The organism is Aeromonas sp. 30P (genome assembly GCF_051919805.1).
GTDB classification, from domain to species: Bacteria; Pseudomonadota; Gammaproteobacteria; order Enterobacterales; family Aeromonadaceae; genus Aeromonas; species Aeromonas veronii.
In genome coordinates, this window is the sequence record NZ_JBQBEA010000001.1 from 295,791 (window position 1) to 313,761 (window position 17,971).

Genomic DNA, 17,971 nt, shown 5'->3' on the forward strand with positions numbered 1-17,971 from the left:
ATGAAGATACAACGCGTATTTCCAGCTCTGATGGCAGGGCTGCTCGCGGGTTGCTCCTTGCTGCCGCAACAGGCACAGCGGGAGTCCTCCGATATCGCTTTTGCCAAGCGGATGGAGTTTGCCAACAAGGAGATGCAGGTGCGTCTGCAATACTCCGACTGGCTGCTGGCCAGTCACCCCCAGCAACGGGTGCAGGAGCGTCAGCGTCTGAAAGGGGCCGACGATCTGGAGAGCCGGGTCAGTCTGGCCATGGTGGACTCCCACCCCGCCGAATCTGTGGCCAATCGCACCGCCGGTCTGGCGCGCCTGAAGCAGATGCTGCCCGAACTGGGTCTCGATGCGCAGGCCTTTTTGCGCAGCTGGATCGCCCTAGGCGAGCAGCTGCTGGCTCGCGACAGCCGTCGCGATGACCAGAGTCAGGAGATCCAGCGGCTGCGCCGCCAGATCGAGCAGCTGACCGCTATCGACGACCAGCTCAACCAGCGCAAGCTGAACGAGAATCGTGAGGTAATACCATGAGCCGGATCCTGTTGGTGGATGACGACGTCAGCCTGCTCAAACTGATGAGCATGCGGCTGCGCAGTCAGGGTTATGAAGTGGATACCGCCGACAGCGCGGAAGGAGCCCTCGACCGGTTGCGTCAGCAACGGGCCGATCTGGTACTGAGCGATCTGCGGATGGCCGGCATGGACGGTCTGGCGCTGTTCGAGCGGATCCAGGCGCAGTGGCTGGGGTTGCCGGTGATCATCATGACCGCCCACGGCACCATCCCGGACGCCATTCAGGCGACCCGCTCCGGCGTCTTCAGCTTTCTGACCAAACCCATCAACAAGGATGAGCTGTTCGCCACCATCGAACATGCGCTGAGCCTGACGCGGCCGAAACAGCAGCAGGAGTGGCAGTCGCTGATCCTGACCCGCAATCCCCAGCTGGAACAGCTGCTGATCCAGGCCCATAGCATTGCGACCATGGAGGTGCCGGTGCTGATCATGGGGCCGTCAGGCTCCGGCAAGGGGGCGATGGCGCAGGCGCTGCACCAGGCCAGCCAGCGGCGCGACAAGCCGCTCCATACCATCAACTGTGCCGCCATTCCATGGGCGTCACTCGACTTGCAGCTGTTTGGTGAAGATGGCCAGTCCGGGCTGTTCGAGCAGGCCAAGGGGGCGACCCTGTTTCTCGACGAGATTGGCAGCCTCTCCGAATCCCTGCAGGCCAAGCTGCTGCAGGTGATGGAGGAGTATGGTCAGGGCACGCCGGAGGTGCGGGTGCTTAGCTCCAGCCATCAGGATCTGGTCAAGGCGATGGAGGAGGGGCGCTTTCGGGAAGATCTCTTCTACCGTCTCAACGTCGCCAATATCACCTTGCCGTCTCTCAGTGCCCGCAGTGAGGATATCCCCCTGCTGGCCCGACAGGCGCTCGATGACTACCGTAGCCGCCACAGCGACTGCGCCGCCATGGGTTTTTCGCCCGAATCGCTGGCGATGCTGGCGGCCGCTGCATGGCCCGGCAACGTGCGCCAGCTCTGCAACGTGGTGGAGCAGCTCGCCAGCCTCTGTTGCAGTCCGGTGATCGGGGTCTCCATGGTGGAGTCCGCCCTGAGTGGCGGCGGCGGCGGCATCCCCTCGTTCAACGAGGCGCGGGCCGAATTCGAGAAGGAGTATCTGATCCGTTTGCTGCGCACCACCGAGGGCAACGTGACCCTGGCGGCCAACATGGCGGGAAGAAACCGTACCGATTTTTACAAGTTATTGAATCGGCACGGTATTGAAGCAGCAAACTTCAAATCGAAGGGATAAATCAGGCGGGATCAACCACAGCCGGAGCGGCGTCAGCTTTCTGGGTTTTATGGGAGAGCCAGAGGCCGCTCGCCTTCATCAGGTAACCGAACAAGGCGCCAATGATGAGGGAGGGCAGGATCAGCCGCCACTCGCCAGCCGCCCCGAAGGTGGCACAGCAACCGGCAAAGGTGCCGGGAATGTAGCCGAGCCACTGCTGCTTGGCCTGTACGCACATCAGGGTGGCGACTACCCCCGTCATCACATAACCCGCCACGCCCGCCCCCCACAGGCTGTCGCCATGGATCAGCAGCAGTGCCCACAGCATGCCGCTGGTGTTGCAGAAGATGGTCTGCAGCAGTGCCTTGTAGCCGCCGCTTGACGCGAAATAGCTGGTGCAGCCGAGAAAGCCGACCCAGGAGATAAGGCCGAACGCGACGGCAATCCAGCCCCAGAGGGCGGAGAGAATTCCAGTGGTGATGGCGATGGCGATCAGTGGGCTCATGGGGCGACTCTTCAGTTGGCTTCGCAAAATGGGCAGCCTACCCCCGGCAATCGGGGCGGCAAGCGGGGGCCGAATTGTGTGTGATCTTCATCACCCTTTTCAACTCAGGAATACGCTTGCGCTCGCGAAAAAAATTCATTGGTGACCGGCCTGACAGTCGGCCATAGTTAGAGGCCCTGTCCTGCTCATGGAGTGAGTCTGATGGCGCCAAATGTGATCGTTCCCCTGCTGGTGTTCGTAGTCCTGTTTCTGGTCGGCACCATGGCCAAGGCACTGCCCCTGCACCACATGATGTAAATTTGTGTGAAATAAAAATCTGCCGGGGCGGGTCTTACCCATATTGCCTCACTCAGCCCCGGGAGTTTTTCATGTTGATCAAGCGTCGTACCGCCCACCCCCTCACCGAACAGGATGTCACCCCGGAAGCCGTTTATCAGGACCGCCGCCTTATTCTCAAAGGGCTGGGTCTGGGCGCGGCCACCCTGGCGTTTCCCACTCAGGCCGGTGTTCTCGATCTGCTGCGCGGTAAAGAGGATGCTCCCCGGTTAGCCACCAAACCGCTCAACAGCAAGCCTGCCGAGCGCCCGGCCAATCTGGTGCTGACACCGGAAGAGAAGGCCACCAGTTACAACAACTTCTATGAGCTGGGCACCGACAAGTCCGACCCGGCTCGCAACGGCCATTACCTCAAGCCCGAACCCTGGACCCTCAAGGTGGAGGGGGAGGTGACCAAGCCTTTTACCCTCGATGTGTGGGATCTCATCAACAAGAGCGAGCTGGAGGAGCGGATCTACCGGCTGCGCTGCGTTGAAGCCTGGTCCATGATACTGCCCTGGAACGGCATCTCGCTGGCAGAGATCATCCGCCGTGCCGAGCCCACCAGTCGCGCCAAGTTTGTTGCCTTCGAAACCCTGTTTGATCCGAAACAGCTGCCGGGTCAGGCCTCCAGTCTGGGGGGCGGCATCGAGTATCCCTATGTGGAGGGGCTGCGTATCGACGAGGCGATGCATCCTCTTTCTTTCCTTGCGATGGGGCTCTATGGCAAGACCCTGCCCGCCCAGAATGGCGCGCCGATCCGCTTGGTGGTGCCGTGGAAGTACGGCTTCAAGAGCATCAAGAGCATCGTCTCGATCCGGCTGGTGGAGGAGATGCCGCCCACCACCTGGAACCTGCTGGCTCCCAACGAATATGGCTTCTACGCCAACGTCAATCCGCAGGTGGATCACCCGCGCTGGAGTCAGGCCAGCGAGCGCTTTATTGGCGAGGGTGGAGTATTTGGTGCCAAGCGTCAGCCGACCCTGATGTTCAACGGCTATGGTGACGAAGTCGCCTCGCTCTATCAGGGGATGGATCTGCGCCAATGGTACTGAGATTGAAACCGGCCCATATCAACGGCTTGCGGGTGCTGGTGCATCTGGGCTCCCTCGGCTTCCTGCTCTGGCTGGTTTTTGCCATTCCAGCGGGTCTGCTGGGGGGGATCCGGTGCCCGAGCTTATCCACTACCTCGGCAAGGGGGCGCTCAACCTGCTGCTGCTCACCCTGCTAGTGTCGCCGCTGGCCAAGCGCTGGCGGCAGGGGCAACTCATCAAGCTGCGCCGCCCCCTCGGGCTCTGGTGTTTTGCCTGGGCGCTGCTCCACTTCATGGTGTGGCTGGGGCTGGATCTGCAGTTTGACTGGGGGCTGATTGGCGGCGAATTGGTCAAGCGCAGCTACATAGTGGTGGGGATGGTGGCACTGCTGCTGCTGGCCGCCCTCAGCATCACCTCGTTGCCCGCATTGCAGCGCAGAATGGGCGCAGCATGGCAGAAGCTGCACAACTGGGTCTATGCCATCGCCCTGCTGGTGCCGGTGCATTACTGGTGGTCGCTCAAGAGCGGTTGGGGGGAGCCCCTCATCTACCTGCTGCTGGCCTGCGCCCTGCTCTGGCCGAGACGGGAGAAACTGCTGCGCCCCATGCGGGGACGCTGGAATGCAAAAGAGGCCTAATCGGCCTCTTGTTGTTTGATCTCGCCGGTGTAGGCATCGACGATGAGATGCACCTTCTGATCCTGGCGATTGAGGGTTTTGACCTCGAATTTGTCCCCTTCCAGCTCCACTTCCCGAATGTCGTGATACCCTTGCGCCAGCAGGAGTTTGACCAGCCCGGCCATGTCGAGACGGCTCTGGGCCGCCCAGCTTGTGGCACTCAACAGGCAAAGGATCAGCAGGAAACTGCGCGGGATCATATTCATTCCGGATTCATGGCTGGCAGACTATAAACGCCATTATGTTAGGTTTTTGGAGATGAATCATCCATGAATAGAGCGCTCCCTCTGCTTGGGTTATTGCTGCCGTTGCTGGCACAGGCGGTCACGCCTGATGAAGCCATGCTGCAGCAAGCTGTCCATGAGGGACGGGTTCGGCCCTTCCATGAAATGATGGAGGTGGCGGCCAGATTGCCGGTGCGGGTGTTGCGGGTGGATCTGGGGGAAGAGGATGGTATCTGGCTCTATGAACTGCGAGTCATCGATCGGGAAAACAGCGTGATCAAGGTAGCCTATCGGGCCGACAACCTTGAGCTGGTGTGGGCCAAGGGCCACCATCTGGAGCGGTTGTTCGAACCGCCAAAGCCCCCGGTCGAGGATGATGAATAACCCCTATGTGGAAGCCTGTTCATGCGAATTCTGATTGTTGAAGACGAAAAAATTCTGGCTGGCCAGCTGGCCGAACAGCTGCGCCTCTCCGGCTTTGTCACCGACCTATGCCACGACGGCAACGAGGCCGGTTTTCTCGGCGAGACCGAACCCTACGATGCCATCATTCTCGACCTCGGCCTGCCGGGGCGCGATGGCCTGAGCGTGCTGAAAGAGTGGCGCAGCAAGGGGATCGATACCCCGGTGCTGGTGCTGACCGCCCGTGGTCAGCTGCACGAGAAGATAGAGGGGCTCAACGCCGGTGCCGATGACTACCTTACCAAGCCGTTCCAGGTGGCCGAGCTGGTAGCGCGGGTCCATGCGCTGGTGCGCCGGGCAGCGGGCAACGCCAGCTCAATTCTGGAGATTGGCGGGGTGCGGCTCGACATGGCGGCGTCGCAGGTGTGGTACGAAGGGACCCCCATCAAGCTGACTGCCCACGAGTTCCGGGTGCTGGGTTACCTGATGCAGCATCGGGGCAAGGTGGTGTCGCGCAGCGAGCTGATCGACCACATCTATGCTCAGGATTTTGACCGTGACTCCAATACCGTGGAGGTGTTCATCGGCCGGATCCGCAAGAAAACCAACCCCGATCTGATTGAGACAGTGCGCGGCCTCGGGTACCGGATCAACGAATGAGGCTGGTCAGAACCCTGCGGGGGCGACTGGTCGCCATCGCGCTGGTGTGGTGCGGGCTGTTTCTGTTCGCCACCGGTTTCAGTCTGCAGACCATGATGCGCAACTACTGGCAGGAGGCGGAGGCCGACGGCCTGCGCCTGCAGCTTTATGATCTGCTCTCCCGGCTGGAAGTGGCCAAAACCGGCCTGCCGGTGGTCACCGGCTCCCTCTCCGATCCGCGCTTCAATCAACCCTACTCCGGCTACTATTGGCAGCTGGAATTGGGCCGCGATGTGGTGGGGCGCTCCCGTTCCCTATGGGATACCAACCTGAAGAGCGATGGCCTCAAGTCGGCGTTTGGCGATCCCGACCTCTTCGTCGGCAAGGGGCCCAACAAGGAGCCGCTGCTGATCATGACCCGCACCGTGCTGCTGCCCGGTTCGGATCGGGTGTTCACTCTGGTGATGGCCAAGGACAGTAGCGCCCTGACCCAGACCCTCAACAAGACCCGCATCAGCCTGTTCCTCGGTCTCGGCTTTGCTGCCGCCGGTCTGGTGCTCGGCTTCATGTTCCAGATCGTCTACGGTTTGCGGCCGCTGCACCTGCTGCGCCGTGAACTGGGGCGGGTTCACGAGGGTCATCAGGAGGGGTTCCGGCTGCGCTATCCGCTGGAGATCCAGCCGCTGGTGGAGGATATCAACCGGCTGCTGCACCACTACGGCGAGCTGCTGCAGCGGGCGCGCTCCCACACCGGCAATCTGGCCCACGCCCTCAAGACGCCGCTCAGCATCATGCGCAATCAGGTGGCTCAATTGTCGCCGGAGGATCAGGCCGCCATCGGCGAGCAGCTCGACCAGATCCAGCGCCATATCGACTACCACCTCGGCAAGGCACGGGTGACCGGTGCCGCCAAGATCCTCGGGGTCTCGACCCCGGTGCGGGCGCGGGTGGAGTATATCTGCCGCGCCTTCTCCCGCCTCTATCCGGGCAAAACGGTGGATCTGCAGGTGCCCGCCAATCTGGCGGTCGGGGTGGAAGAGCAGGATTTCGACGAGATGGTAGGCAACCTGCTGGAGAATGCCTTCAAGTGGTCTGCCAGCGAGCTGCGCATCTCCAGCGCCGAGCTGGGGGGCTGGATCACCTTGCGTATCGAGGATGACGGCCCCGGCATGAGCGAAGATCAGATCGCCAAGGCGGTGCTGCGCGGGGTGCGGCTCGACGAGAAGGTGCCGGGCTCGGGCCTGGGTCTCAACATCGTCTCCGATCTGGCGGAAGCCTATCGGGGCAGTTTCATCATGGGCCGCGCCGAACTGGGCGGTCTGGCCGCCTCACTCTCGTTGCCCAAGGTGGCAAGAGTCGAGAGCTAGGCATAACATATGGCATTTGTTTTAGCCTGAGGAAGAGAAGCATGACCGACGATCCGTGGGCACTGTGTCACCTTGACGATTCGTTTGATGCCTCTGTGCTGGGGGTCAAGGGCGCCCAGATCCAGTGGTTTGAAGACAGGGATGGCCTGATCGCGTTCCTTCTGGAAGATTTTGTCGACCTGCTGGCCGATGTGGGCGAGCTGGATGAAGAGCAGACCGAGCAGGCGCGCGAGCGCTTCACCCTGCTGGTGGAGCAGAGCTTCGACGATCGCACCCTGATGGATGCCATCAACGATCTCGCCTCCGGCCTGCGCCGCATCGCCTGGTTGGGACCGCTCTCGGAGCTGGCCGAGATCAGCGACGAGTTTGCCTCCGGCCTGCGTCGCTATTTCTGGAGCCAGTACGACGGGGATGAAGATGACCCGGACGCCTGGGTGCCGGAAGAGCTGTGGCCGCAGCTGGTTGAATGCGCGCAGGAGTATATGGAGGAAGGGGAGTTCTAAACCCGTTCCGACCATGCCTGAGCTTTGGCAGACGGATAAAGAAACGGCGCCTTGATGGCGCCGTTTTTATTGGGTGGTAATCGCCTTAGCCGTTGGCCGGTACCGCGTGGGCGGTGTTGGCCAGCACCGGGCCTGTGTACTTCTCGATCTGCAGCTGGGCCATGTGGCCGCAGTTGCCCTGCGCCAGATTGGACGAGCCCTCGTCGAAGGTGAGGCAGTTGACGTTGCCGTTCTTGCAGATGCTGCCCGCTTCGCCCGGCTTGGCCGGGTCATACCAGGCCCCTTCGCAGATCCGCACCACCCCTTGGCGCACATCTTCGGAGAGCAGGGCGCCCACCAGGATCTGGCCGCGTTCGTTGAAGGCGCGCACCAGATCCCCCTGGGCGATGCCACGAGCCTTGGCGTCGGCGGGATGGATCATGATTGCTTCGCGGTCGGCGATGGCGAACTTGTCCCGCAGCGGGGTGTTGTCGAGCTGGGAGTGCAGCCGCTGGGTCGGATGCGAAGTGTTGAGCGACAGCGGATAGCGCGCCGCCACCTCGCTCTGCACCCACTCCTTGGGCTCATACCACTTGGGATGACCGGCGCAGTCGGCATAACCCATCCCGGCTACCGTGTTGGAGAAGATCTCGATCTTGCCGGACGGGGTGCCGAGCGGATTGAGCAGCGGATTCTCGCGAAAATCGGCGTGACGGATCCACTGCCGGTTGGCCTCGGGGATCGGGAAGCGGATGTAATTGTTGGATTCCCAGAACATGTTGAACGGCGGCAGCGCGACGCGGGCGCCGCGGGCCTGCGCCGCCATGCCGTCATACATCTGCTTGAGCCACAGCATCTCGTCCTTCCCTTCGGTGTACTGCTCCTGCACGCCCAGCTTGGCGGCGATGGCGCTGAAGATGTCGAAGTCGTTGCGGGCTTCAAACTGGGGCGGGACGCACTGGTGCATCGGGAACACATAGCGCTGGGAGTAGTCGCCGCCCATCTCCAGATCATTGCGCTCGTAGCTGGTGGTGACCGGCAGCACGATATCGGCGTGTTTGGCGGTGGCGGTCCAGTAGGGCTCGTGAACGATCACGGTCTGCGGCTTGCGCCACGCTTGCAGCAGGTTGTTGGTGTCCTGATGGTGGTGGAAGGGGTTGCCGCCCGCCACGTAGACCAGCTTGATGTCCGGATAGGTCACCTTGCGGCCGTTGAAGTCGATGGTCTTGCCCGGATTGGCGAGACAGTCGGCGATGCGGGCCACCGGGATCGGTGCCGGGCTGTTCTTCGGCGCGTTGCCGGCGGAGATACCCGCCAGAATGCCGCCCTTGGCTGTGGGGCTGCCACCGGAGGAGTAGTGGTAGCTGAAGCCGTAGCCGCCGCCCGGCAGGCCGATCTGGCCCAGCATGGAGGCCAGAGTGACCAGCATCCAGTTCGGCTGTTCGCCGTGCTGCTGACGCTGCATCCCCCAACCGGCCATGATCATGGTGCGCTTGGCGGCCATGTCGAGAGCCAGCTGGCGGATCACCTTGGCATCGACGCCGCAGACTGTGCTCGCCCATTCGGCGCTCTTCGGTTGGCCGTCATCCTTGCCGAGCAGGTAGTTCAGGAACTTGTCGAAGCCGACGGTGTAGCGATCGAGGAAAGCCTGATCGTGCTTCTTCTCGCTGTAGAGGGTGTGGGCCACACCCAGCATCATGGCCACGTCGGTGTAAGCGTTCGGCGCAATCCACTCGGCGCCGACCATCTTGGCGGTCTCGTTGTAGATGGGATCGATGCTGATGACGCGGGTGCCCTTCTCTTTCAGCGCCATAAAGCCAGCCAGCCCTTCGTGGTCCGGCATGTTCCAGCTGTTCTTCAGGGTGACCTGAGCGTTGACCCCCCACAGCACGACCAGTTCGGCGTTTTCCACCACATTGGGCCAGGCGGTCTGCTGCTCGTACACCTCGATGGAACCCATCACGTGGGACATGATCACTTGGGCCGCGCCGGTGGAATAGTCACCGGCATAACCGGTGAAGCCGCCGGAGAGGTTCATCAGGCGGTGCAGCAGGGTGCGGCTGTTGTGGAACATGCCGACGCTCTTCCAGCCGTAGGAACCGGCGTGGATCGCCTGCGGGCCGAAGTCACTCTGCACGCGCTGGATTTCACCGGCCACCAATTCGATCGCCTTGTCCCAGCTCACTCGCACCCACTCGTCGGCACCGCGCAGCTCCGGCTTGGCGCCCGGGCCATGCTCTAGCCAGCTCTTGCGCACCATGGGGTATTTGATGCGGTTCTTGGCGTGCACCTGGAACGGCGCCATGTCGATGAGATCGTTCGGCGCCGGATCATCGGCCACCGGCTGGACGCGCACCATGCGGCCATCTTCGACGATCGCCTCGAAAGCACCCCAGTGGGCGCCGGTCAGAATGCCCTTCTGGGCGGGCACCAGAGTCGGGAATTGGCTCAATGCGGTGCTGATGGCTTGCGCCAGCGCACTCTTGGGAAAAATACCGCCGAGCAGGGGCAGGGCTGCGCAGGCGCCGAGCCCCTTGAGCAGGTTGCGGCGGGACAGATTGGTCTTCTTGTCATTGAAAAAAGTCATAACGGTTATCCTCTGTGCCAGCCTTAGTGGGCCGCGCTCATGTCACTGGCGTGTTTCTGGACATACTGGGTCAACATGCGAGCCTGTTCCGGGGTCAGGGAGGTACGAGATTCCATCCCCTTGATGACGCCGATCCACTGGTTGGCATTGAAGTGATCCAGCGCGGTGAGGCCGTGGCAGCCGGTACAGTTGTTGGACATCAGGGTGGAGGCGTATTGCCACAGCTTGCCCTGATCGCCGATGAGCTGGCTCTGGTCGACCCAGGCGGTCAGCTTGACCTGATGCCAGGTGAGGTTGGTGGCGCTGTCGGTTTCGCTCTGGCCGGTGATCAGCGCTTTCTTGGCGGCATCGCCGACCAGTACGCTGAGGATCCGCTTGCCCGGTGCGGCGTAGAATACTTCGCTCACACCATCCTGTTGCCAGCCTTCGATCTGCACCTTGGCGCGGCCGTTTTCGTTGGCCAGCACTTCCACCTTGGTTGAAGGCATCAGGGTACCTTCGTCAGTCTTGGCGGCGGCATCGAGGTACAGTGGGGTGGTGGCGATGGCGTAACGGGTAGTGACGTTGGCCGGAGTCTGGGCCGCAGCCTGCGCCAGCTCGCTGGCACCGGCGGCAGCCAGGCCGCTCATGTCAGGCATGATGTGGGCGACACCGCGGTGGCAGTCGATACAGGTCTGGCCCTCCTTGATGGCGACCGGGTGCTCGGCGCGGGCATTGGGGCGCTGGGCCAGAATGTCCATCGCCTCGTAGCTGTGGCAGCTGCGGCAGGTGGCGGAGTCGTTGGCTTTCAGCTCGTCCCAGACGGACTGAGCCATCCGCAACTTGTGGGCTTCATACTTTTCCGGGGTATCCAGGGTGCCGATCGCCTCGTGATAGATATCCTTCACGGCGCGGATCTTGGTCCACAGGTAGGAGGTGGGGTCGCCCGGGATGTGGCAGTCGGCGCACTCGGCGCGGATCCCCTTGGTGTTCTGGAAGTGGACACTGCCCTGATACTCGGCGAGCGGAGTCTGCATGGAGTGGCAGGAGACGCAGAATTCGGTGGAGCTGGTCTTGTGCAGCACGGTCACGGTGACACCCAGTGCCGCGACACCCAGCAGGGCCCCGAGCAGCAGGAGCCAGAACCAGGTTTTTCTTATCAGTTTTCCAATCATGGCGGCGTTTTCCTACGGTCAATAATTACCTACATAGTACTAGTCCAATAGTAGTAGTAATGACAGGGATAAGGCGTTGACCTCCATCATGGATTATATTTTTGATTGTTGTCACATTTTGTTTTTTTGTTTTGTTATTGACAGATTTGTCGAATTAAATTCAGTTGTTTTCTGTTTTATCTATTTGTGCACTTTCCGCGACAGCTGTTAGCCCCCTCGCAAAACCCCACAAGATTCGCTGATATAGTGAGCAGTGAGCCTCAACGGAGTGTCGCTGATGAGCCCTTTCTCACTGCTGTGTGTCGCCGCCAACGTGCAACTGCTGGCCGAATTCGAACAGGAGTTGGCTCCGCTGCTCGGCCATTTCGCGCTGGTGGTGGTGGTCGGTCAGGGGTCGGCGGAGCTGGCCTTGGACGAGCTGGATCGAAAGGGGCAGCCACCCGCCGTAGTGGTGTGTGACAGCGAGCTGGGGGATGGGCGAGGGGCCGATTTTCTGATCCGCCTCGGCAGCCGTCACGAGGCGTGTCGCAAGATCCTGCTGGGCAGCCAGCCGGAGATGAAATCTATCATCGAGGCGGTGAACCTCGGTCGTCTCGACTACTACCTGCAACGCCCCTGGCGCGATGGCAGCCTGCGCCGGGCGGTGATCGAGCAGGCCAGCCATTTTGTATTGCAGCGTCCCGAGGCGGACCTGCTGAGCTATGCCGCCGTGCTCGACAACCAGAAGCTGCTGCGAGCCCACGTCGATCGCCAGTTGGCTGCCTATCGGCAGGGCTTTATGGATTATACCCACTGCAGCGATGAAGAACTCTCCCGGGTGGTGATCGACGGTCTCTACCAGTTTTTCGAGGGCAATGACGAGGAGCGAGTCTGCCGCCACTACAGTCCGGGCCATGTGCTGACCCGTGAGGGGGAGCCCAACAGCTTCCTATGGTTTATCGCCAAGGGGGAGGTGGTGCTGCGCAAGCGGGACGAGCAGGGGATCGATCAGGAGGTGGTGCACTACCGTACCGGCTCGCTGGTGGGGGGCATGTCCTTCGTCACCGGCGAACCCGCCTTCACCACCGCGTGACCCTGACCGGTGCCGAGGTGATCAAGCTCGACAAGCTGCAATTCTCCCGGGTGATGCAGGCGCGCAGCGAACTGCTCCCCTCCTTTACCAACCTGCTGCTGCGCCACTTCAACCGTCGCCTGCAAAACAGCATCCGCACCGAGATGCGGCTGCAACAGACCCTCAACTCACTCGATGCCGCTCACGCCCAGCTGGTGGAGAGCGAAAAGATGGCGATGCTGGGTCAGCTGGTGGCCGGTGTCGCCCACGAGCTCAACAACCCGGTGGCGGCCATTATCCGTGGCAGCGAGACCCTGCGGGCCGCCATCCCCGATCTGGTCAATCTCGAACTACCTGCCCCCATCAAGGGGCTGGGCAACCAGACCCTCTGTCAGGCGCTCTCCTCCCAGCCGGTCTCGACCAGCGAAATCCGTGACAAGACCCGGCAGGCTGAGGGGCGCTTTGGCGATCGCCAGCAGGCGCGGCTGGCGGTGCAGATGAATCTGGATGACGAGCTGAACTGGCAGCGCTGGTTTGCCGGCCGCACTGCCGACGAGCGGGAGGCCCTGCTCTCCCGGCTGGAGCTGTTCCAGCAGACCGGCAGCTTCCTGCGCAATATCGAAGTGTGTGCCCGTCGCATCGGCGATCTGGTCAAGAGCCTCAAGCAGTATGCCCGGCAGGACAGGGACGAGCCCTCGCTGGTGGACCTGCACGAGGGGTTGGAAGATACCCTGATGATTTTCGAAAACCGCCTCAAGCATCATGAGCTCTGCAAGGAGTACCAGCCGCTGCCGCTGGTGCGCTGTCACCCCATCGCCCTGCAACAGGTGTGGACCAACCTCATCGCCAACAGTCTGGATGCCATGAGCGGCCCGGGGCGGCTCACCATCCGCACCGGATTGCTGGATCCCGAGTGGGTCATGGTAGAGATAGAGGATAGCGGTTGCGGCATCGAGCCCGAACTGTGGCAGCGGATCTTCGATCTCAACTTCACCACCAAGCGGGAGGGACATTTCGGCCTCGGGATTGGTCTGAGCGTTTCGCTGCAGATAGTGCAACAGCACCACGGCCGGATCGAGGTGGCCTCCGAACCGGGCCGTTACACCCGGATGCGGGTCTGTCTGCCGCTGGACGGCATGAGGCAGGCCGGTTACGGGGGCGAACCTCATCACGACAAGGAGCATGCGGCCTGAGCCGTCGCCAGCATCAATCGCGCGGCGTGCCAAACCATGTCGCCAAGGAGGAGCAATGAACAAACACTATCTGATCCTGTGTGTGGACGATGAGCGTGAGGTGCTGGATGCGGTGATCCACGATCTCGCCCCGTTCCGTTCCCACTTCGAACTGGAAGCCGCCGAGAGCGTCGATGAGGCGCGTGCGGTGGTGGAGGAGTGGGAGCGCGACGGCAACAAGCTGGCGCTGATCCTCTGTGACCACATCATGCCGGGAACCCTGGGGGTCGATTTTCTGGTGGAGCTGAACCGGCGTGCCACCACTCGGGCCAGCCGCAAATTGCTGCTGACCGGACAAGCGGGGCTGGAGGCCACCGTCGAAGCGGTCAATCGTGGCGGGTTGCACTACTACCTTGCCAAGCCGTGGAAGCTGGAGACCCTGCAAGAGGCGGTGCGCGAACAGCTGACCGACTATCTGCTTGCGGAAGATGGCGAAAATGCCTTCCACTATGCGCCGCTGCTCAATCAGGCGCGGCTGTTTGCCGCCATCCACGATCACCCGTTCGACGATTAGGGGCAGTTGGGCTTTCGCGGTGGCAGTTGTATACTGTCTGCATATACAGTATTGCAGGTAGCCACCGATGCGACTCTTTATCGCCGAGAAGCCCACGCTGGGCCGCGCCATTGCCGATGCCCTGCCCAAGCCCCACAAGAAGGGCGACGGTTTTATCGAAACAGCCCAGGGGGATGTGGTCACTTGGTGTATCGGCCATCTGCTGGAGCAGGCCGAGCCCGATGCCTATGACGCCGCCTTCAAGCAGTGGCGGATGGAGCATCTCCCCATCATCCCCGCCCAGTGGCAGCTGGTGGCCAAGCCCAAGACCAAAACCCAGCTCACCGTCATCAAGCGACTGATCAAGCAGGCGGACTGCGTGGTCAACGCCGGTGACCCGGACCGGGAAGGGCAACTGCTGGTGGATGAGGTGATCGACTTTCTCGGCTACCCGAAATCCAAGCCGGTGCAGCGCTGCCTCATCAGCGATCTCAACCCGCCTGCGGTGCGCCGCGCCCTCGACAAACTAAGGGACAACAAGGAATTCGTACCGCTGGCGGTCTCCGCGCTGGCCCGTAGTCGGGCCGACTGGCTCTACGGAATCAACATGACCCGCGCCTACACCCTGCTCGGGCGCAAGGCGGGTTGCAGTGAGCTGCTCTCGGTTGGCCGGGTGCAGACCCCGCTGCTGGGGCTGGTGGTGCGGCGGGATCTCGAGATCGAGGCCTTCGTCCCCAAACCCTTCTACGAGGTGCTGGCCCATCTGCTGACCGATAGCAACGAGCGCTTCACCGCCAAGTGGCTGCCATCGGAAGCCTGCCTGCCGTGGCAGGATGAGGAGGGGCGGGTGCTCAATCGGGCGCTGGCCGACAAGGTGGTGAGCCGGATCAATGGCCAACCCGCACAGGTTGAATCGGTGGAGGAGCAGGCCCGCAAGCAGGCGGCGCCGCTGCCCTATAACCTCTCCAGCCTGCAGATCGATGCCGCCAAGCGCTTCGGCATGGATGCCAAGCGGGTGCTCGACATCTGCCAGAGCCTCTACGAGCGCCACAAGCTCATCACCTATCCGCGCTCCGACAGCCGCTATCTGCCGACCGACCACTTCAAGCGGGCCGAACAGGTGCGCAGCGCCATCGCCGCCACGGCGCCCACGCTGGCCAAGGCGGTCGCCGAGGCGGACGGCAAGATCCGCAGCAAGGCGTGGAACGACAGCAAGGTGGATGCCCACCACGCCATCATCCCCACTGAGAAGCAGGGCAACCCCGCCATGCTGGGGGCCGACGAAGCTAAGCTCTATGGCCTGATTGCCCGACAGTATCTGCTGCAGTTCTATCCCCCGTTCGAATACAACGACAGCAAGGTGCTGCTGCGCATCGCCGGTGGCCTGTTTCAGGCCAAGGCGCGGCGCATTATCAAGGCGGGCTGGAAGGCGCTGCTCGGGGTCGAGGAGGATGACGACGAAGAGAAGGCGGGCACGCTGCCTGCCCTGAAAGAGGGAGAGCAACTGCTGTGCGAGCGGGGTGAACTGCAGGAGAAGATGACCCAGCCGCCCAAGTCGTTCACCGATGCCACCCTGCTGGCGGCCATGACCGGCATCGCCCGCTATGTGCAGGATCCCGAGATCCGCAAGACCCTGCGCGACACCGATGGTCTCGGCACAGAAGCGACCCGGGCAGGTATTATCGACCTGCTGTTCAAGCGCCGCTTTCTGGTGCGTCAGGGCAAGAGCATCAAGGCGACCCCGACCGGGCGGGCGCTGGTGCAGGCGCTGCCTGCTACTGCCACCACGCCGGATATGACGGCGCTATGGGAGCAGAGCCTCGGCCAGATCGCCGAGCGCCACGGCAGCTACCAGCAGTTTATGGGGCCGCTCACCGAGCAGCTCAACGGTCTGATTGAAGGGGTGCGGCAGGACTCAGGCGCCAGCTTCAGCGCCCTGCCCAAGGAGGCGCCGGGTGCCGGCAAGCGGCGTTTTACCAAGCGAAAGAGTCCGGCGGCCAGCACGACTGGCGGGCCCCGACCGCGCAAGACGGCCAGCAAGCGCCAGACCAGGGCTGCATAACGAAAAAAGGCGCCCATCCTGGGCGCCAAAGGCATTGTTGTCAGGCTGCCTGAGTGGGCAAGCTGGCACGGATCCTGTGCTGGTAGTGCAGCACCACACCGAGAAACACCAGATCCTTGAACAGGAAGAACTCGGTGACTGGCACGCCATCAACCACTTTCCAGACACCTGTCAGGGTCAGCAGGAAGCTCAGCGTCGCCAGGAAGGTGACGATAGCCCCCATGCTGCACCAGTAACCGATGCGGGGTTGCCACAGACCCACGACCAGCCCGATGGCGATCACTATCTCGACCACCCCGATCAGGTTCGATACGCTCTGTTCCGACAGGGGGCCATAGAGCCAGCTCATCAAGGGGTGGCTGGCTACCAGTGGTTTGATGGCGGCGGCCTCTGTCGGGGTAAACTTGAAGACGCCGATCCAGAGCAGGGTCAATACCACGCCCGCCAGAGCGACCAGAAAGCCTTTGTCATGTTGCTGCATGGGGGGCTCCTTGTTTAAGGGGTCAGAGTGACGGGCGGGAAGTCGATCTCGGTCGCCGCCAGGTGGTTGCCATAGTTGGTCAGGGTATTGACCACCACCTGGCCGAGCACCTCCAGCAGCAGCTCGTCATCTACGCCTGCGGCACGGGCGCTAGCAAGCTGCTCGTCACTGAGCACCCCGCGCTGACTGACCAGTGCTGTTGCCAGTTGCAGTAGGGCGTGATCAAGGGGAGCCGAGGCCTGGCCGAGCCGGGCAGCCCGGATCTCCTTGGCCGAGAATCCGGCCTTGCCCGCCAGTAGTGTGTGGGCAGACAAACAGTATTGGCAGGCGTTGGCTTGACCTATGGCCAGTGCCAGCAACTCCCGTTGTGAGGCAGTGAGGCGCCCCTTGCCAAGCGCCTCGGCAAAGGCCAGGAAGCCATTGAGCAGGGCTGGCGAGTGGGCCAGGGTGGTGTAGAGGTTGGGCACCATGCCCAGATTGCGGTGCAGGGTGGCCAGGGTCTGGGCGGCTGCGGGTTGCGGTTGGGATACGGGTTGGATACGGCTCATGATCTTCTCCTGTGGTAGTGAAGGTACGGGAGACAGTGTGCCGTCATTCGTGATACGGTTTATCACTCATCGTCTGCAATTAAATACTATTCGTCTCAAATATGGATCCGCTCTCTGCCCTGTTGGTTCATGCCTCCCCCGAAGCCAAGATCTTCTTCGCCGGCAACCTGTGCCAGAACTCCTCCAGTGATGATTACCCGGTGGCGGACATCTTCATCTGCTGCGCAGCGGTGCCGTCATGCTGCGTGAAGAGGGGGGCGCCAGCTTGCTGCTCGAGGAGCCGACCCTGATCCTGTTCCCTCGGGGACGTCCCCACAAGCTTGAACCCAGAACGCTGGGGGGTTGTGATTTGGTGTGCGCCAATGTCGCATTCGGCAAGGGGGGCGCATCGCCGTTGCAACTGGCATTACCGGGCTCGCTGGTGCTGCCGCTAAGGGAGTTGCCTGCCCTGACGTCGGTGCTGAACCAGTTGTTTGATGAGGCGTTTCACCCCCGCTACGGGCAGGATCCGCTGATCTCCCGCTTGCTGGAGGTACTGTTGATCCTGCTGCTGCGTCATCTGGTCGAGCAAGGGGTGTGTCAGCAGGGGATGCTGGCAGGTATTTCCGATCCCCAGTTGGCCAAAGCGATCTCGGTGATGCATCAGCGTGGGGATGAACCCTGGACGGTGGCCACGCTGGCGCGGGAGGCCGGCATGTCGCGGGCCCGCTTTGCCGCGAAGTTTCAGGAGCGGGTTGGTCAAGCGCCGCTGGGTTATCTAACCCGCTGGCGCATGGCGCGCGCTTGCCAGCAACTGCTAGCGGGGGAGCCCATGGTGCAGGTGGCTCTGGGGGCGGGGTATAGCAGCAGTGTTGCCTTTGGTCGGGCATTCGAGCGGGAGTTGGGGGTGAGCCCGGGGCGCTGGCTCAAGACGCAGCAACAAGCCGAATAAAAAAACGGGGCAG

At 62.2% G+C, this 17,971-nt stretch carries 17 protein-coding genes and 2 pseudogenes; 13 read left to right on the forward strand and 6 right to left on the reverse strand.

Annotated features, from left to right (window positions below; all coding sequences use genetic code 11):
- Together ACTG2B_RS01495 and ACTG2B_RS01500 are read left to right on the forward strand one after the other, a co-directional pair.
- Nucleotides 1–519, forward strand: coding sequence for a hypothetical protein (locus tag ACTG2B_RS01495; protein WP_040070048.1), 519 nt, complete (start codon nucleotides 1–3; stop codon nucleotides 517–519).
- Complete coding sequence (locus ACTG2B_RS01500; RefSeq protein ID WP_005339807.1) at nucleotides 516–1,796, forward strand: sigma 54-interacting transcriptional regulator; 1,281 nt, start codon at nucleotides 516–518, stop codon at nucleotides 1,794–1,796. Before ACTG2B_RS01495 ends, ACTG2B_RS01500 begins: the two co-directional genes overlap by 4 nt.
- Before the next feature lies 1 nt (nucleotide 1,797).
- Here the strand turns inward: ACTG2B_RS01500 and ACTG2B_RS01505 are convergent, their stop codons facing one another.
- Nucleotides 1,798–2,280 carry a DUF1097 domain-containing protein gene (locus ACTG2B_RS01505; RefSeq protein ID WP_203119761.1) on the reverse strand — a complete coding sequence of 161 codons (483 nt, stop codon included), beginning with the start codon at nucleotides 2,278–2,280 and terminating at the stop codon, nucleotides 1,798–1,800.
- 368 nt (nucleotides 2,281–2,648) lie between these two features.
- On the opposite strand from ACTG2B_RS01505, the gene msrP reads away from it, so the two are divergent.
- Together msrP and msrQ are read left to right on the forward strand one after the other, a co-directional pair.
- Nucleotides 2,649–3,650 (forward strand): protein-methionine-sulfoxide reductase catalytic subunit MsrP, encoded by a 1,002-nt coding sequence (gene msrP / locus ACTG2B_RS01510; RefSeq protein ID WP_439995090.1) that lies wholly within the window; start codon nucleotides 2,649–2,651, stop codon nucleotides 3,648–3,650.
- Nucleotides 3,641–4,266, forward strand: a pseudogene (gene msrQ, locus ACTG2B_RS01515) (protein-methionine-sulfoxide reductase heme-binding subunit MsrQ). Before msrP ends, msrQ begins: the two are co-directional and overlap by 10 nt.
- Here the strand turns inward: msrQ and ACTG2B_RS01520 are convergent.
- Nucleotides 4,263–4,511 carry a PepSY domain-containing protein gene (locus ACTG2B_RS01520; protein WP_013724184.1) on the reverse strand — a complete coding sequence of 83 codons (249 nt, stop codon included), beginning with the start codon at nucleotides 4,509–4,511 and terminating at the stop codon, nucleotides 4,263–4,265. The pseudogene msrQ and the gene ACTG2B_RS01520 sit on opposite strands and share 4 nt — an antisense overlap.
- Before the next feature lie 63 nt (nucleotides 4,512–4,574).
- On the opposite strand from ACTG2B_RS01520, the gene ACTG2B_RS01525 reads away from it, so the two are divergent.
- The 4 genes from ACTG2B_RS01525 to ACTG2B_RS01540 are packed head-to-tail and all read left to right on the forward strand — an operon-like array spanning nucleotide 4,575 to nucleotide 7,440.
- Nucleotides 4,575–4,913 carry a PepSY domain-containing protein gene (locus ACTG2B_RS01525; protein ID WP_005339825.1) on the forward strand — a complete coding sequence of 113 codons (339 nt, stop codon included), beginning with the start codon at nucleotides 4,575–4,577 and terminating at the stop codon, nucleotides 4,911–4,913.
- Between the two features lie 21 nt (nucleotides 4,914–4,934).
- Entirely contained in the window at nucleotides 4,935–5,591 is a 657-nt protein-coding gene (locus tag ACTG2B_RS01530) for a response regulator transcription factor (RefSeq protein ID WP_005339826.1), read from the forward strand.
- The gene (locus ACTG2B_RS01535) at nucleotides 5,588–6,937 is read left to right on the forward strand and encodes a sensor histidine kinase (RefSeq protein WP_128815778.1); all 1,350 of its coding nucleotides are present in this window, start codon (nucleotides 5,588–5,590) and stop codon (nucleotides 6,935–6,937) included. The genes ACTG2B_RS01530 and ACTG2B_RS01535 overlap by 4 nt, the downstream gene beginning before the upstream one ends.
- 41 nt (nucleotides 6,938–6,978) lie before the next feature.
- Nucleotides 6,979–7,440, forward strand: a complete 462-nt coding sequence (locus tag ACTG2B_RS01540; RefSeq protein ID WP_005339830.1) for a hypothetical protein — start codon at nucleotides 6,979–6,981, stop codon at nucleotides 7,438–7,440.
- An 85-nt stretch (nucleotides 7,441–7,525) separates the two neighbouring features.
- Here the strand turns inward: ACTG2B_RS01540 and torA are convergent, their stop codons facing one another.
- Nucleotides 7,526–10,006, reverse strand: coding sequence for a trimethylamine-N-oxide reductase TorA (gene torA, locus ACTG2B_RS01545; RefSeq protein ID WP_439995091.1), 2,481 nt, complete (start codon nucleotides 10,004–10,006; stop codon nucleotides 7,526–7,528).
- 23 nt (nucleotides 10,007–10,029) lie between these two features.
- The gene (locus tag ACTG2B_RS01550; protein ID WP_439995092.1) at nucleotides 10,030–11,160 is read right to left on the reverse strand and encodes a NapC/NirT family cytochrome c; all 1,131 of its coding nucleotides are present in this window, start codon (nucleotides 11,158–11,160) and stop codon (nucleotides 10,030–10,032) included.
- A 277-nt stretch (nucleotides 11,161–11,437) separates the two neighbouring features.
- Between ACTG2B_RS01550 and ACTG2B_RS01555 the strand changes: the two genes are divergently transcribed.
- From ACTG2B_RS01555 to ACTG2B_RS01570, 4 genes are all read left to right on the forward strand, one after another.
- Nucleotides 11,438–12,232 carry a cyclic nucleotide-binding domain-containing protein gene (locus ACTG2B_RS01555; protein ID WP_439995093.1) on the forward strand — a complete coding sequence of 265 codons (795 nt, stop codon included), beginning with the start codon at nucleotides 11,438–11,440 and terminating at the stop codon, nucleotides 12,230–12,232.
- The gene (locus ACTG2B_RS01560; protein WP_439995094.1) at nucleotides 12,229–13,404 is read left to right on the forward strand and encodes a sensor histidine kinase; all 1,176 of its coding nucleotides are present in this window, start codon (nucleotides 12,229–12,231) and stop codon (nucleotides 13,402–13,404) included. Before ACTG2B_RS01555 ends, ACTG2B_RS01560 begins: the two co-directional genes overlap by 4 nt.
- A gap of 55 nt (nucleotides 13,405–13,459) precedes the next feature.
- Nucleotides 13,460–13,957: a response regulator gene (locus ACTG2B_RS01565; RefSeq protein ID WP_439995095.1), complete on the forward strand. Its 498-nt coding sequence runs from the start codon at nucleotides 13,460–13,462 to the stop codon at nucleotides 13,955–13,957.
- Nucleotides 13,958–14,024: 67 nt separating this feature from the next.
- A complete protein-coding gene (locus tag ACTG2B_RS01570) occupies nucleotides 14,025–15,998 on the forward strand; it encodes a DNA topoisomerase III (protein ID WP_439995096.1) in 1,974 nt (657 codons plus the stop codon).
- Nucleotides 15,999–16,038: 40 nt separating this feature from the next.
- Here ACTG2B_RS01570 and ACTG2B_RS01575 read toward each other — a convergent pair whose 3' ends face one another.
- Together ACTG2B_RS01575 and ACTG2B_RS01580 are read right to left on the reverse strand one after the other, a co-directional pair.
- Nucleotides 16,039–16,479: a DUF417 family protein gene (locus ACTG2B_RS01575; protein ID WP_307895705.1), complete on the reverse strand. Its 441-nt coding sequence runs from the start codon at nucleotides 16,477–16,479 to the stop codon at nucleotides 16,039–16,041.
- Nucleotides 16,480–16,493: 14 nt separating this feature from the next.
- On the reverse strand, nucleotides 16,494–17,027 hold the full coding sequence (locus ACTG2B_RS01580; protein ID WP_439995097.1) for a carboxymuconolactone decarboxylase family protein: 534 nt from the start codon (nucleotides 17,025–17,027) through the stop codon (nucleotides 16,494–16,496).
- Between the two features lie 101 nt (nucleotides 17,028–17,128).
- Here ACTG2B_RS01580 and ACTG2B_RS01585 point away from each other — a divergent pair.
- Nucleotides 17,129–17,958 (forward strand): annotated as a pseudogene (locus ACTG2B_RS01585) (cupin domain-containing protein).
- Nucleotides 17,959–17,971 lie beyond the last annotated feature (13 nt).